We start from the raw sequence: 14,546 nt of genomic DNA, 5'->3' as shown, positions 1-14,546 counted from the left end.
TTCAATTTGGGAGGTCACAGTCAATGCAAGAACCATTATTTTTACAACCTGTTTTTCAAGAAAAAATTTGGGGCGGCAATCGTCTGCACACGCTATTTGGTTTCGATTTACCGAGCGATAAAATAGGTGAAGATTGGGCAATCAGTGCACATCCACATGGTGTTAGTACTGTTTTAAATGGCGAATTTAAAGGAAAAAAATTAGATGAATTGTGGGCAGATCATCAAGAGCTATTCGGACATGCAGGTGGTGCTGTCTTTCCATTATTAACGAAAATTTTAGATGCTGAAGATGATTTATCCGTGCAAGTTCATCCCGATGATGCATATGGCCAAAAACATGAAGGTGAGCTAGGCAAAACAGAATGTTGGTACATTATCGATGCGGAACCTGGCGCTGAAATCATTTATGGCCATCATGCGAAAACAAAAGAAGAACTAGCAGAAATGATTAAAGAAGGTCGTTGGGACGATCTTTTAAGAAAAGTACCAGTGAAAAAAGGCGATTTTTATTATGTACCCAGCGGCACTATTCATGCCATTGGCTCGGGTATTTTAATTTTAGAAACGCAACAAAGTAGTGACACGACGTATCGGGTTTATGATTATGATCGAACCGATGATCAAGGAAAGACCCGGGAATTGCATATTCAACAATCCATTGATGTGACAACCGTTCCGGCAAAGGACCCCGACCTCTCTATTCAACAAGAAAATCAAGGACAATCAAGTATTGTTACTTATGTAAAAACAGATTTCTTTAATGTTTATGAGTGGCGTGTCAGTGGGATTCTAAAAGTTAAAAAACAAGCACCTTATACATTAGCAACAGTTATCGAAGGTGTAGGTCGCTTGATTACAGAAGATGCTACAAAAGCAGATGTGGCTACTTTTGATTTGAAAAAAGGCGATAGCTTTATCTTTCCAACAGATATTCCGAGCTGGCGTTTTGAAGGTGATTTAACGATTATAGCTTCAGAATCTGGCAGTCGCTAAAAAAATGAGGAAATCATCAACAGATGATTTCCTCATTTTTTTAGCATTAAAACAGTTTATTTTGTTATAAAGGAACGTTTAGGTAAGGCAGCGATAACAGTTGTGACGATGATGACTGCTAGCAGACGATCCCCATAATCTGTTATTAATTGAACCAACAGGACGCTTGTTAACTGATTTAAACCTAAACCATATAAAAATTGGACAATTATGCTGGAACCAGCAGAAGTAATTCCACCAAATAAACAAACTGTAATTACGGAAGAAATCACTGTTCCTGGTATTGTTAACCACAACGTTTTAAAGGGTAATTTGGTTACTTTTAACTGCTGATGAAGGAGCAAACCTGCTAAAATTCCTGTGCAGAGTTGGACAGGTGAATAATACAGAGAAAAGATATCCGTTGTCAATCCAGTTAGTAGACTTGTTAAAATACCTGTTAGTGCACCAAAGAGTGGGCCTAATAACGCACCTGTAAAAATAGTTCCCACGCTATCAAGATAAATTGGTAAGCGAAGGAGCAACGCAATGGTACTGCCAAGATAGTTTAAAGCAACACTAAAAGCGATAATTGTAATGATTCGTGGTGTTATTTTTTTCATGGTTATCCCATCCTTAAATTTTTGAAATCCTTTTCGATCTCATCTATTTGTACATTTAAAAGAATGGATAGAAACTTCACGAAAAACCGTTGACTATCAACCGTAGTCAAGACATGACAATTGGCTGGTTGCTGTTGGAAATGATATTGATCGATCATTGATTGCCCCATAGCAATGCCATCAGGAACAATTTGTCCATAACTAGAAAAGCCTTGGCAGAGCGTAGGATCAATAAAATAAGCAACCGCTAAGGGATCATTGATAACACACCCTAAAATACGTTCATATTTCCAATGAAAATCAAAATAAAATTGAGTAATCTCAGCGAGGTAATTCCCCATTTTGGGGTTGAGTCGTTGACAATAATTGAGAATTGTTGGTGTAAAAACAATTTCTCGTGTGACATCTAAGCCGACCATCTCAATTTGTGTACCTAATTCCTCAAAAACCCAAGCTGCTGCATCAGGATCACACCAATAATTAAATTCTGCAACAGGAGAGCAATTGCCGTGGCTTTTAAAGGTCCCACCCATTGAGACAAAACGTTGAAGATTTCGCCCCAGAAGAGGTTCTTTTTGTAAAGCCAACGCAATGTTTGTTAAAGGACCAAGGGCAATGATTGAGCAATCGGTGGCTTGTTGAAAAGTTTGTGCTAAATAGTCGGTAGCAGAAAGAGCTTGTGCTTGGATTTTGCTAGTTCTTTGTAAATAAGTTTCACCTAAACCATCCATACCATGTGTATCTTGTGCACTAACAAATGGCCGTTTTAAAGGGCTAGCAGCTCCTTGGTAGACAGGAATATCTAAGCGATTAACTTTTTCCAAACATTTAAAAACATTTTCCACACCGATCTCCACGGGGACATTTCCGCAGACAACGGTAATCGCTTGGACATCTAACTCTGGTGAAGCAAGTGCGTACAAGAGAGCAAGCGTGTCATCAATTCCGGGATCACAATCAATAATTACTTTTTGCATTTTTTCCAATCCTCCTTTTTCGTTAACTGCAAATGATAACTCGTGTTAAAAAAGCTATGACTTGAGTTAGTCTTGAGAGATACTTAGTTTTTTATTCTGGGAAGTTTCCGAACCAGTCCGAGAAATTCTCGATTTTAAATGCACCTCTTTATCTTACTATATTTTGTAAAGATGTAAATAGTTGTCGGAGAAATGAAAAAGAATCTAGCCCTATATGTAGGAACTAGATTCTTCTTTTATTTATAAAGCGTTTCAGGAATAGCAATCGGTTCACCATATTTTTTCTCTAAAGCGGTCCGAATTAACCGAATCCCTAGATTTTTGTTGCGTGCTAAGATTGGACCGTGGAAGTAGGAGCCAAACACATTTTTATAGACAACGCCTTCGCCGTTATCTTGACCGTTATTGCCTTTGCCTTGTTTGACTGTTCCTAAAGGTCGTTCACCTTCACCTAAAAAAGTCATGCCATTATGATTTTCAAAACCATAATACGTTTCATCAAATTCTTCATTGTAAATTTCGATATCGCCAATGAAACGATTGTTGTCTTGGCTCAGAGTGTAATGATCTAATGCACCGATTCCTTTAATTTTTTCGCCTTGTGCGCCGACATAGTAATGTCCTAGAAGTTGATAACCACCGCAGATAGCTAACAAGACGCCATCATTTTCAATATAAGAAGTCAAAGCTTCTTTTTTATTCTGAATGTCTTCTGAGATGATCAATTGTTCAAAGTCTTGCCCGCCACCAACAAAGACTAAATCATATTTTTCGGGATCAAACGGTTCGTAGATACTGATAATTTCTGATCGGAAGGTAACGCCCATTTTTTCGGTTAAATATTTAAGCATCAATAAATTTCCGTTATCTCCGTAAGTATTTAATAAGTTGCCATATAAATGACAAACGACTAATTCTTTAGACACCATTCATTCCCCCTTGAATATACCCTTGGGCTGTTAATGATTTTCTTAATTGCAAAACAGCAGTATAGGTTGCCAAAATATAGACATGATCTGTCGGCAATGTTTTAATTTCTGAAATTACTTGCTCTAAATCAGGAATTTCTAGTAATTTTTCTTCAGGAATACCCGCAACTTTTAAACGCAAGGCCATATCTTCATGGCGATCACCGCCAGCAATTACTTTTGGAATGTCCATATTAGCAAAGGCTTCATGATTACCATCCCAAATCCAACTGACATCAATCCCATCTGCATAATTGGCATTTAATAATGAAACCAGCGAGAAAGAGTAAGGGGCTAAGCCCATCATATCAATGACCTGATTTAAACCAACGGGATTTTTTACTAAAACTAACGTACATTCTTTGTCGCCAACTTTAATGGTTTCTTGACGCCCAAAAACTTTTTCGTCATAAGCTAAGCCTGCTCGGATTTTATCTGGTGCCACCTGATAATATTCTGCTACCGCCGTGGCCGCTAGCGCATTATAAACATTATACATACCACCAACAGCAATCCCGTATTCTTCGCCATCAATCACAAAATCAGCAGATGTGTTATCCATCCGGACCATTTCCGTTAACTGCACATCCAATTCAGGCCGTTTAAAGCCACAATTTGGGCAATAGTAATCACCTAAATTAGCATACGTAATCATTTTATAATGAAGAATATGATTACATTTTGGACATAAAACCCCATCTGTATTGTAATGAGCCAATTGCTCTTTCGGTGGTAAATGATTAAATCCATAGTATTTGCGAGGATTCACAGTTTCTTTTGAATTAAAAATTGGCGAATCACCATTGCATAAAATAGTTGCTTCAGGAGCAGCAGCGGCGCCTTCCATAATTAAGCGGTACGTCGTATAAATTTCACCATAGCGATCCATTTGGTCGCGGAAAATATTCGTAAAAACAAATAATTTTGGTTGAATATATTTAGTGACACGGCTTAAACTTGCTTCATCAATTTCTAAAACCGCAAATTTCTTTTGTCCTTTTTTCGCCTTGGCATTTAAAAAAGTAGAGACAATTCCTTGCTCCATGTTAGCGCCGGTTGGATTTGTTAATACCTCATCAAATTCTTGGCGTAAAATGTTAACAGTTAAAGCAGTTGTCAATGTTTTGCCGTTCGTTCCAGTGACTACGACAATTTCATAGTCTTTTGCCAATGTATCTAAAATTTTAGGATCGATTTTTAGGGCTAATTTCCCTGGGTAGCTACTGCCGCCTTTAAAAAATGTTTGTAAAACCCATTGCGAAGTTTTGCCTGCAGCAATTGCTAAATGACTTCGAATCCCCATTTGTTGTCCCCCAATTTCTATATCTTTAATTTTTCGTTATTTTAAATTAAACTCAATCTATCATACCATAACTAAAATAAAAAATTAATTCCTTTTACTTTTTCTTACTATTATTTAAAAAGTCTTTTAGAAAAAGTAGAATAGTGAAGAAAAAAAGAATAGGGCCTGGGACAAAAATCACTTTGGATTTTTGTCCCAGGCTTAAAAAACTGATAAACGGCGGGAACAGAAGCAACTCCTTCGGAAATAAGCAGAAATTCTCCAAAAATTAAAGAACAATTTTCGGAAATTCCTTCTTATTTCTTGGAGTTAAACACTTCTGTCCCGACCTCCATCGATTTCCATTTTTATTTCGCATCAATATAACTGTATAGCGTATATTTAGAAATATTGAAGAAGTTAGAAACTTTGTCTCCAGATTTAGTGACTAAGAAGGCGCCTTTATTGTTTAAAAATTGAATACACTTGATTTTATCGTCCTTCGTCATTAATGGGACCGGCTTACCAACTAATTTGACTGATTCGTGAATTAAATCGTCTAACAACTCATTCACATCCTGAGGAATGTAATCAGGGTCTTTATCTTCTTCAGGTTCTGCAGTGGAAATCAAAGATTTTAAGTTCGACTCTGCAGCAATCAATGTAGTGATGTCGTAGTTAATAGCAAAAATACCATCAAGTCGACCATTCTCATCTTTAAAATACATTGTACTAGATTTTAAAATACGACCATCATGGGTGCGGGTCAGATAATTAATATGATCATTCAACTCACTGGGGTCTTTTTTTAAGGCTTCTAAGACTACTTGAGAAGGTCCATCGCCCAGATGACGAGAAGAGACATGACCATTTTCGATGGAAACAATAGAATTGTTAATATTGTCTTCATTGATTTGGTGGATAACTACTTCGCAGTTTTCACCAAATTGACCAGCTAAACCTTTAGCAATTTGTGTTAAAAAAGTAAGTTTTTCGTCGGATAACATAAATAAGCTCCTTTCTAATGTGCCTGGCACAAACAGTTTTTATAAGATTGTGTCAAATTTAACATAATATTTTTAAATGGAATAGGCAGGGCTAAATCCTTTAATGTCGCGTACTACCTGTTCTGAAAAATAATGATAGCATGATAAAAATAATAATACAAGATAACGGCAGTCAAAATTCTAAAAAATATTTTTTAGGTAGCATTGTTTTTTTTAAGGTAAGGTGATATACTTTAATCAAGTTAATGAGTTCGTTAGTAAAAAATGCAGGCGCTTCAAATACTTTTCGCAGGAAATATAGATTAGCCAAGCTAGTCAAGCTATATTCGTGAATGATTGAGCGATATATTTGTAAGCGTTTGCTGAATGTGGGATATAGGTTGAAAAATAGGAGGAGAATACATGTTATTAATTGGAAATGGGCGTTTAATCACTCGGGATGTGCAGAATCATTTTTTTGAAAATGGGTGTGTGGCGATTGATGGTCAAGTTGTGAAACAAGTCGGAACGACAGAAGAATTAAAACAAGCTTATCCAGAAGCGACATTTATTGATGCTACAGGTGGAGTGATTATGCCAGGCTTTATTAACATGCACAATCATATTTATAGTACCTTTGCACGTGGGTTAAGTTTAACGAATTATCATCCCAAAAATTTCATGGATATTTTGGTAGATCAATGGTGGCGAATTGATCGTGCCTTGACATTAGAAGACACTTATCAAAGTGGTAAGGTTGCTTATTTAGATAGTATTCGAAATGGTGTTACAACTGTCTTTGATCATCATGCTAGTTACGGAGAAATTACAGGGAGTCTAACCCAATTATCTAATGCAGCGGACGAGTTAGGGATTCGGACCTGCCTTTGTTATGAAGTTTCTGATCGCGACGGTGAACAGAAAATGCGGGAAGCAGTTCAAGAAAATGCCGCCTTTATTAAAGCTAGTTCCTTAAGAAATGATGAGATGCAAAAGGCGATGATGGGCATGCATGCAGCATTTACTTTATCAGATGCTTCTTTAGAATTATGTGCAGCCAATACGCCAGATGGGATTGGCTATCATATTCATATTGCAGAGGATTTAGCCGATGTTCATGATTCTTTGAAAAAATATGGGAAGCCGATTATGAACCGATTATTTGATTTAGGAATTTTAGGAAAACAGACAATGGCAGGTCATTGCATTCATATTGGACCTCATGAGATGGAATTACTAAGAGAAACAGACACAATGGTGGTCACGAATCCAGAGTCGAATATGGGGAATGCGGTCGGGTGCCCACCTGCGATGCGCATGTTTAATGAGTATGGTATTTTGATGGGTCTTGGCACAGATGGTTATACGAATGATGTGACGGAATCCTATAAGGTAGGAAATGTTATCCACAAACATCATTTAGCTGATCCAAATGCTGCTTGGGCAGAAATTCCCACAATGTTATTTGATAATAATCCGCAAATGGCTAATCGATATTTTAAAACAAAGCTAGGGGTTTTAGAACCTGGTGCCGCAGCGGATGTCATCATTGTTGATTACCATGGCCCGACGCCAATGACAAAAGAGAATTATAACATGCACATTTTATTCGGCATGAATGGTGGGATGGTCACTGACACGGTGATTAATGGAGAAATTCGGATGCGTAATCGTGAAGTTCAAGGAATTGATGAAGAGAAAGTTTGGCATGATGCGCAAACGCAAGCACAATCTTTCTGGAAACGAGTAAATCAATAGCTTTCATTATAATTAAAAGGAGTGACGTTAATGAGTGATATTATGCATCCCATCTCAATTGATGCTTTATTAAATTGGATTTTTAGTGAGTATCAACAAGATGGCACAATTTTTGGCATTCGTAAATTTTATCATGCGGATCCTGCAAAAACGATTCCGTTATTTGGAGAAAAAATGGAAACCCCTTGTGGTCCAGCAGCAGGTCCTCATACACAATTAGCACAAAATATTATTGCGGCCTATTTAACAGGTTCTCGTTTTTTTGAAGTTAAGACAGTCCAGACACTGGATGGAGAAGATTTACCTGTAAGTAAACCATGTATCGCAGCAGCAGATGAATGTTACAACGTTGAATGGTCCACAGAATTGCGCGTACCTCAAGCTTATGATGAATACGTCAAAGCATGGTTTGTTTTGAAGTTACTGAGTAAAGAGTTTGAGCTAGGTGACCCGAATGGTTTCATTTTTAATATGAGTGTTGGTTATGATTTGGCTGGGATTCAATCACCAAAAATTGATCGTTATATTAACGAAATGCAGAACGCAGAAGGAACGCCGATTTGGGCGGAATGCCAAGCAGCTGCCAAAAAATATCTATCTTATTTTAAAAATGTAGATGACTTATATATCGAAGCAATTAGTCCTAAAGTCTGTCATTCTATTACGCTGTCGACTTTACACGGCTGTCCATCAGACGAAATTGAACGAATTACGGCCTATTTATTAAGTGAAAAAGGGCTCCATTCTTTTATTAAATGTAATCCAACCATGTTAGGTTATGAATATGCGCGTCAAACGATGGATGGGTTAGGGTTCGATTACATGGTTTTTGACGATCACCATTTTAAAGAAGATTTACAATTTGAAGAAGCAGTACCGATGTTACAACGTCTGCAATTATTAGCCAATAGTAAAAATCTAAGCTTCGGAGTTAAAATTACGAACACTTTCCCAGTAACGATTGCTGCAAATGAATTACCTGGTGATGAAATGTACATGTCAGGACGTTCGCTATTTCCTCTTAGTATTTCATTGGCACAAAAATTATCAGAAGCATTTGATGGGAAACTACAAATTTCTTATTCTGGCGGTGCAGATATTTTCAATAGTAAAGAAATATTTGATGCTGGGATTTGGCCAATCACTATGGCAACGACTCTGTTGAAACCCGGTGGCTATCAACGAATGAATCAAGTTGCTAATGTTTTAAGCGCAGCAAAATATCCTCACATGGTTCATGTCAACTTGGATAAATTAGTCCAAGTTGTTGAGAAGGCTAAAACACAAGCGCGTTACCAAAAATCAATTAAATTATCAGAAAGTACCAAACTAAGAAAAACAGTTCCATTAACGGATTGTTATATTGCTCCTTGTCGAAGTGACGGCGGTTGTCCAATCAATCAGGATATTCCTGCTTACCTTCGTTATGTAAGTGAAGGCAATTATTTAAAGGCCTTGCAAGTAATTGTCGATAAAAATCCGTTGCCTTTTATTACTGGAACCATTTGTGCACATCCTTGTATGACCAAATGTACACGTCAATTTTATGAAGAATCTATTCATATTCGGGAAGTGAAGTTAGAAGCAGCTGAACATGCCTATGATGAATTATTGACGACACTAGAAAAGCCACAGCCAAAAGAAAATGCACCTAAAACAGCTGTTGTGGGTGGAGGCCCTGCAGGGATCTCTGCTGGGTATTTATTAGCACGTGAAGGCATGCCTGTTACCGTGTTTGAAAAATCCGAGACAATTGGGGGCGTTTGTAGCCAGATTGTACCAGAATTTCGAATTTCGATGGAATCTGTTCAAAAAGACGTTCAGTTAGCGGAATTTATGGGAGCCGAATTCCGTACAGGGCAAGAGGCGCCCTCATTGGCAGAATTGAAAAACCAAGGCTATACGAATGTTATTTATGCCATTGGTGCGTGGAAACATGGGGTCCTTCGTTTAGAATCTGGGCGAGCATTGAACTCGCTAGAATTTTTAAAAGCAAACCGAGAAAATCCAACGATTAATCCTTACGGAGAACAGATTGTCGTCGTTGGTGGTGGAAATACAGCTATGGACTGTGCTCGTGCAGCCACAACATTACCTGGTGTTAAAAAAGTCTCAGTGGTTTATCGTCGGAATAAACGTAATATGCCAGCAGATGAAGAAGAACTTTATTTAGCCTTAGAAGATGGTGTCGACTTTTTAGAATTACTTTCGCCAATTAAACATGAAAATCAACAATTAACTTGTGAAAAAATGGTCCTAGGTGAACGAGATGCTTCTGGACGCCGTCGTCCAGTTGGTACAGGAGAAATGATTGATATTCCTGCTGATACAGTGATTGCCGCTGTTGGCGAAAAAGTAGATACAGAATTTTACCAAGCATTAGGCATTCACACAGACAACTATGGGAAAGTCGTTTCAAATCAAGAAACCTTGGAAACAAATATACCAGGCGTCTATGTCATTGGTGACGCTAATTTAGGACCAGCCACAATTGTTGAAGCAATCGCTGATGCAACAAAAGCGGCCAATAATATTTGTCTTGTCCACAATCATCACTATGAAAAAGATAATTTAAATAGTGATGTTGCATTTGTTAGAAACAAACGAGGTATCCTGGTGACAGACGAAATGTCTTGTAGCCAAGCTAGCCGTTGCTTAGAATGCTCTACAATTTGTGAATCTTGTATGGATGTCTGTCCAAACCGAGCAAATATTGTTGTGTATGTCGAAGGAAAACCACAAATTGTCCATGTTGATCGGATGTGTAACGAATGTGGTAACTGTGAAACATTTTGTCCTTATGCAAGTGCCCCTTACAAAGACAAATTTACCTTATTTAACAGTGAAGCTGATTTTTATGATAGTACTAATTCAGGTTTCTATGTGCAAAATCCTGTGGATAAAATTTGTTTACTGCGTTTATGGGGAACGGTGTCAACGATTCAATTAACGGATCAAGGATTAGATGTACCAGAAGATTTAATCGCATTAATGGTAACCATGATTGAAGAATATGCATATTGTATGCAAGCATAAAAGGAAATTTACGACTGGGGGATAAATGAATGTCTATTCTGCTCAAAGGTGGAACCGTCGTATCTGCATATAATCGTCGTCAATTGGATATTCGAATTGACGGCGAGCAAATTGTAGAGATGGGGGCAAATTTACCAGTAGAGAATTCTCAGATTGAGGATGTTACGGGGTGTTATGTATTACCAGGCTTTATTGATGCGCACACGCATCTGGAATTAAATAATGGCAAAGGTTCGTTAAGTACGGCGGATAACTTTACTACTGGCAGCCAAGCGGCGGTGGCCAAAGGTACGACTACGGTTATTGATATGGCTACACCTAATAAAGGCGGCTCATTGAAAGACTGCTTGGCTGCTTGGAATCAATTGGCTGAAGGCAAGAGTTCATGTGATTATACTTATCATATGTCCATGATTGAATGGAAACCAACGATAGCTGCTGAAATTCGGGAAATGATTGCTGCAGGTATTACTTCCTTCAAAATGTATATGGCTTATGATAACTTGCGGACCACAGATGCGGAAATTTTTGAAGCGATGAAGGAAATAAAAAAAGTTAATGGAATGTTAGGCGTTCATTGTGAAAATGGTGATTTAGTAGATGAATTAGTTCAGTCATATGTCTCTCAAGGAAAGCTAACCCCACACTATCATCCGTTATCAAGACCGGCGGCTGTTGAAGCAGAAGCGGTAGCAAGATATTTGATGATAGCAGAAATGGCTGATTTGCCGATTAATATTGTGCATTTAAGCACAAAACGATCGTTAGAAGCGGTGGAACGGGCTCGTCAAAGAGGACAATCAGTCTATGTAGAAACTTGTCCTCAATATCTTTTATTAGATGATCACTTGTATGATGCGCCTAATTTTGAAGCAGCAAAATATGTCTGCTCACCGCCACTACGCAAACGAGAAGATCAACAGGCTTTGTGGCAAGGGATTAAAGAGGGGGCAATCAATACAATATCGACAGATCACTGCAGTTTTAATTTTCACGGACAAAAAACAGTTGGCAAAGATGATTTTAGTAAAATTCCCAATGGGATGCCAGGTGTTGAAACGAGACCAGAATTAATTTACACGGAAGGTGTGACGAAGGGCCAAATCACCTTGGAAAAAATGGTTGCTTTGCTTTCTGAAAATATTGCTAAACAATTCTCAATGTATCCACAAAAAGGTGTGGTGCAAGAAGGCAGTGATGCCGATTTAGTTGTTTGGGATCCCAGAACAACAGGCGTGATTGCTGCGAGAACGCAGTTACAAAATGTCGATTATACGCCGTATGAAGGATTTGAAACACAAGGACAGGCTCGAATGGTTTATTTAAGAGGTCAAAAAGTTGCTGAAGCTGGGCAAGTCATCTTGGCAAACCAAGGAAAATTTGTTTTTCGTAAAGCAACTTAAAAATAGAAGGAGGAGAAGTATTTTTGGAAAAAATTAAATGGACAGCAAATGAAATGCCGAAGACGGAGGATAAGTACTTACCTCTGATGTCTAAAGAAAAAATCGAGAAAGCTTTAGCTTTTCACAAAAGTTTTCCCCAGTATTCAGAAACGCCATTAGCAGAATTGAATCATATGGCCGCTTATTTGGGGTTAAATGATTTCTTTGTTAAAGATGAATCTTATCGCTTTGGTTTAAATGCTTTTAAAGTCTTAGGTGGTTCGTTTGCCATGGCTAACTATATTGCCGAAAAATTAAAGAAAGATGTTTCGGAACTAACATATGATGAATTAACTTCTGATCAATTACGTTCAGCTTTTGGACAAGCTACGTTTTTTACAGCAACTGATGGCAACCATGGACGAGGAGTCGCTTGGGCTGCGAATAAATTAGGTCAAAAATCAGTTGTACTCATGCCTAAGGGTTCAACACAGACGAGAAAAGAAAATATTGAAAAAGAAGGCGCAATCGTCACAATTGAAGAAGTTAATTACGATGAATGTGTACGAATGGCTAATAAAATGGCTGAAGAAACTGAAAACGGTGTCATGGTTCAAGACACCGCTTGGGATGGATATGAAAAAATTCCAACTTGGATTATGCAAGGATACGGAACGATGGCGTTAGAAGCCTCTCAACAATTAAGAAAATTTGGCTCTGAACGACCTAGTCATGTTTTTGTTCAAGCTGGTGTCGGCAGTTTAGCTGGTGCGGTCATTGGTTATTTTGCTAATGCTTTTCCAGAAAACCCACCGATTATGGTCGTGGTTGAGGCACAGGCCGCTGACTGTTTATATCAATCAGCAATTAAAAAAGACGGAGAAATTCGCTTTGTCGATGGTGATTTACAGACAATTATGGCTGGCTTAGCATGTGGGGAACCTAATACGATTTCTTTTGATATTTTAAAAAATCATACAGCCTTCTTTGTTTCAGCACCAGATTGGGTTTCTGAAAAAGGAATGCGTATGTTGGGCGCGCCATTAAAAGGGGATCCGCAAGTTGTATCAGGCGAATCTGGGGCAGTAGCAATGGGCTTAGTAGCTACAGTGATGCAAGATCCCGATTATCAAGAATTACGTGAGGCATTGCAACTGGATGAGACGTCAAACGTTTTAATGTTTTCTACCGAAGGGGACACTGATCCAGACAATTATAAAAAAATTTTATGGAGGTAAAAGGAATGGATTTTAATGCAGTAAATGCAGCAGCAGAAGGTTACAGAGAAGATATGGTCAAATTTTTAAGAGACCTTGTCAAAATTCCAGGAGAAAGTGCAGAAGAAGGTAACAAAATTGCGCGAGCAAAAGCCGAAATGGAAAAATTAGGCTTCGATAAAATTGACATTGATCCTCAAGGGAATTTACTTGGCTATATGGGGTCTGGTGAAAAATTAATTGCTTTTGACGGGCACATGGATACTGTCGGAATTGGTGAAATGAGCAACTGGGAATTTGATCCTTACGATGGCTATGAAGCAGAAACGGAGATCGGTGGTCGCGGTACATCTGACCAAGAAGGCGGGATTGTTTCGGCTATTTATGGCGCTAAAATCATGAAAGATTTAGGTCTATTATCAGAAAAATACACTGCTTTAGTAACAGTCACTGTCCAAGAAGAAGACTGTGACGGCTTATGCTGGCAGTACATTATCAAAGAAGACGGTATCCGTCCAGAATTTGTTGTTTCAACAGAGCCAACAGATGGTGGGATTTATCGTGGTCAACGAGGCCGCATGGAAATTAAAGTTGATGTCAAAGGCGTTTCGTGTCATGGTTCAGCACCAGAACGTGGAGATAATGCCATTTACAAAATGGCGGATATCTTACAAGATGTTCGTGCCTTAAACAACAATGGAGATACAGAAAGCACAGCGATTCGTGGTTTAGTTCGTATGTTAGATCCTAAGTACAATCCAGAGTGGCAAGAGGCTCGCTTCTTAGGACGTGGTACGGTGACCGTTTCGCAAATTTTCCATTCTTCACCAAGTCGGTGTGCTGTTGCGGATGGCTGTACCGTTTCACTAGACCGTCGAATGACTGCTGGAGAAACTTGGGAAAGCTGTTTAGAAGAAATTCGCAATTTACCAGCTGTTAAAAAATATGGAGATGATGTGACGGTTTCAATGTATAACTATGATCGTCCTTCTTATACTGATTTAACTTATGAAATTGAATGTTATTTCCCAACATGGGTAATTCCAGAAAATCATGATGTAACAAAAGCCTTGATGGAAACGCATAAAAATCTCTATGGTGAAACACGGAAAGGCTCTGTAGAAACAGTGGAAATGCGTGAAGAACGCCCATTGTTAGATAAGTGGACCTTCTCAACAAATGGCGTTTCAATTATGGGACGTAATGGCATTCCTTGTATTGGTTTCGGACCAGGCGCCGAAGCACAAGCACATGCACCAAATGAAAAAACTTGGAAAGATGATTTGGTTCGTTGTGCAGCCGTTTATGCGGCATTACCAACGGTCTATTGTGGTTAAGTAAAG

The 14,546-nt window shown here is 38.4% G+C and carries 11 protein-coding genes and 1 riboswitch; of the genes, 6 read left to right on the top strand and 5 right to left on the bottom strand.

The window, feature by feature from the left end; all coding sequences use genetic code 11:
• Positions 1 to 23: 23 nt before the first annotated feature.
• Complete coding sequence (gene manA / locus IGL49_RS09135; RefSeq protein ID WP_104854938.1) at positions 24 to 995, top strand: mannose-6-phosphate isomerase, class I; 972 nt, start codon at positions 24 to 26, stop codon at positions 993 to 995.
• 56 nt (positions 996 to 1,051) lie between these two features.
• Here manA and IGL49_RS09130 read toward each other — a convergent pair whose 3' ends face one another.
• The 5 genes from IGL49_RS09130 to IGL49_RS09110 all read right to left on the bottom strand — a co-directional run bounded on the left by IGL49_RS09130 (position 1,052) and on the right by IGL49_RS09110 (position 5,831).
• A complete protein-coding gene (locus IGL49_RS09130; RefSeq protein WP_104855336.1) occupies positions 1,052 to 1,597 on the bottom strand; it encodes an ECF transporter S component in 546 nt (181 codons plus the stop codon).
• A gap of 2 nt (positions 1,598 to 1,599) precedes the next feature.
• Positions 1,600 to 2,574 carry a nucleoside hydrolase gene (locus tag IGL49_RS09125; protein ID WP_104855337.1) on the bottom strand — a complete coding sequence of 325 codons (975 nt, stop codon included), beginning with the start codon at positions 2,572 to 2,574 and terminating at the stop codon, positions 1,600 to 1,602.
• Positions 2,575 to 2,651: 77 nt separating this feature from the next.
• A riboswitch (PreQ1 riboswitch) is annotated at positions 2,652 to 2,696 on the bottom strand.
• Between the two features lie 114 nt (positions 2,697 to 2,810).
• Positions 2,811 to 3,503, bottom strand: a complete 693-nt coding sequence (locus tag IGL49_RS09120) for a type 1 glutamine amidotransferase (protein ID WP_002356583.1) — start codon at positions 3,501 to 3,503, stop codon at positions 2,811 to 2,813.
• Positions 3,493 to 4,845 (bottom strand): Mur ligase family protein, encoded by a 1,353-nt coding sequence (locus tag IGL49_RS09115; protein WP_104855338.1) that lies wholly within the window; start codon positions 4,843 to 4,845, stop codon positions 3,493 to 3,495. The genes IGL49_RS09120 and IGL49_RS09115 overlap by 11 nt, the downstream gene beginning before the upstream one ends.
• A 347-nt stretch (positions 4,846 to 5,192) precedes the next feature.
• Positions 5,193 to 5,831: a helix-turn-helix transcriptional regulator gene (locus IGL49_RS09110; RefSeq protein WP_104855339.1), complete on the bottom strand. Its 639-nt coding sequence runs from the start codon at positions 5,829 to 5,831 to the stop codon at positions 5,193 to 5,195.
• 402 nt (positions 5,832 to 6,233) lie between these two features.
• On the opposite strand from IGL49_RS09110, the gene ssnA reads away from it, so the two are divergent.
• The 5 genes from ssnA to IGL49_RS09085 are packed head-to-tail and all read left to right on the top strand — an operon-like array spanning position 6,234 to position 14,540.
• A complete protein-coding gene (ssnA, locus tag IGL49_RS09105) occupies positions 6,234 to 7,568 on the top strand; it encodes a putative aminohydrolase SsnA (protein WP_104855340.1) in 1,335 nt (444 codons plus the stop codon).
• Positions 7,569 to 7,598: 30 nt separating this feature from the next.
• The gene (gene ygfK, locus IGL49_RS09100) at positions 7,599 to 10,604 is read left to right on the top strand and encodes a putative selenate reductase subunit YgfK (protein WP_104855341.1); all 3,006 of its coding nucleotides are present in this window, start codon (positions 7,599 to 7,601) and stop codon (positions 10,602 to 10,604) included.
• Between the two features lie 29 nt (positions 10,605 to 10,633).
• Entirely contained in the window at positions 10,634 to 12,007 is a 1,374-nt protein-coding gene (gene hydA, locus IGL49_RS09095) for a dihydropyrimidinase (RefSeq protein ID WP_104855342.1), read from the top strand.
• 23 nt (positions 12,008 to 12,030) lie between these two features.
• Positions 12,031 to 13,224, top strand: coding sequence for a diaminopropionate ammonia-lyase (gene dpaL / locus IGL49_RS09090; protein WP_104855343.1), 1,194 nt, complete (start codon positions 12,031 to 12,033; stop codon positions 13,222 to 13,224).
• On the top strand, positions 13,215 to 14,540 hold the full coding sequence (locus IGL49_RS09085; protein ID WP_104858661.1) for a YgeY family selenium metabolism-linked hydrolase: 1,326 nt from the start codon (positions 13,215 to 13,217) through the stop codon (positions 14,538 to 14,540). The genes dpaL and IGL49_RS09085 overlap by 10 nt, the downstream gene beginning before the upstream one ends.
• Positions 14,541 to 14,546: the final 6 nt, after the last annotated feature.

The sequence above is a fragment of the Enterococcus sp. DIV1337a genome (assembly GCF_051712285.1).
GTDB lineage: Bacteria > Bacillota > Bacilli > Lactobacillales > Enterococcaceae > Enterococcus > Enterococcus faecalis.
This window is presented reverse-complemented; position numbering and strand designations above follow the sequence as displayed.

Bases quoted from the DNA above. Each gene is read 5' to 3' on its own strand.
- manA (WP_104854938.1), top strand. From the start codon at position 24: ATGCAAGAACCATTATTTTTACAACCTGTTTTTCAAGAAAAAATTTGG.
- ssnA (WP_104855340.1), top strand. From the start codon at position 6,234: ATGTTATTAATTGGAAATGGGCGTTTAATCACTCGGGATGTGCAGAAT.
- IGL49_RS09125 (WP_104855337.1), bottom strand. From the start codon at position 2,574: ATGCAAAAAGTAATTATTGATTGTGATCCCGGAATTGATGACACGCTT.
- IGL49_RS09130 (WP_104855336.1), bottom strand. From the start codon at position 1,597: ATGAAAAAAATAACACCACGAATCATTACAATTATCGCTTTTAGTGTT.
- IGL49_RS09115 (WP_104855338.1), bottom strand. From the start codon at position 4,845: ATGGGGATTCGAAGTCATTTAGCAATTGCTGCAGGCAAAACTTCGCAA.
- ygfK (WP_104855341.1), top strand. From the start codon at position 7,599: ATGAGTGATATTATGCATCCCATCTCAATTGATGCTTTATTAAATTGG.
- IGL49_RS09085 (WP_104858661.1), top strand. From the start codon at position 13,215: ATGGAGGTAAAAGGAATGGATTTTAATGCAGTAAATGCAGCAGCAGAA.
- hydA (WP_104855342.1), top strand. From the start codon at position 10,634: ATGTCTATTCTGCTCAAAGGTGGAACCGTCGTATCTGCATATAATCGT.
- IGL49_RS09120 (WP_002356583.1), bottom strand. From the start codon at position 3,503: ATGGTGTCTAAAGAATTAGTCGTTTGTCATTTATATGGCAACTTATTA.
- IGL49_RS09110 (WP_104855339.1), bottom strand. From the start codon at position 5,831: ATGTTATCCGACGAAAAACTTACTTTTTTAACACAAATTGCTAAAGGT.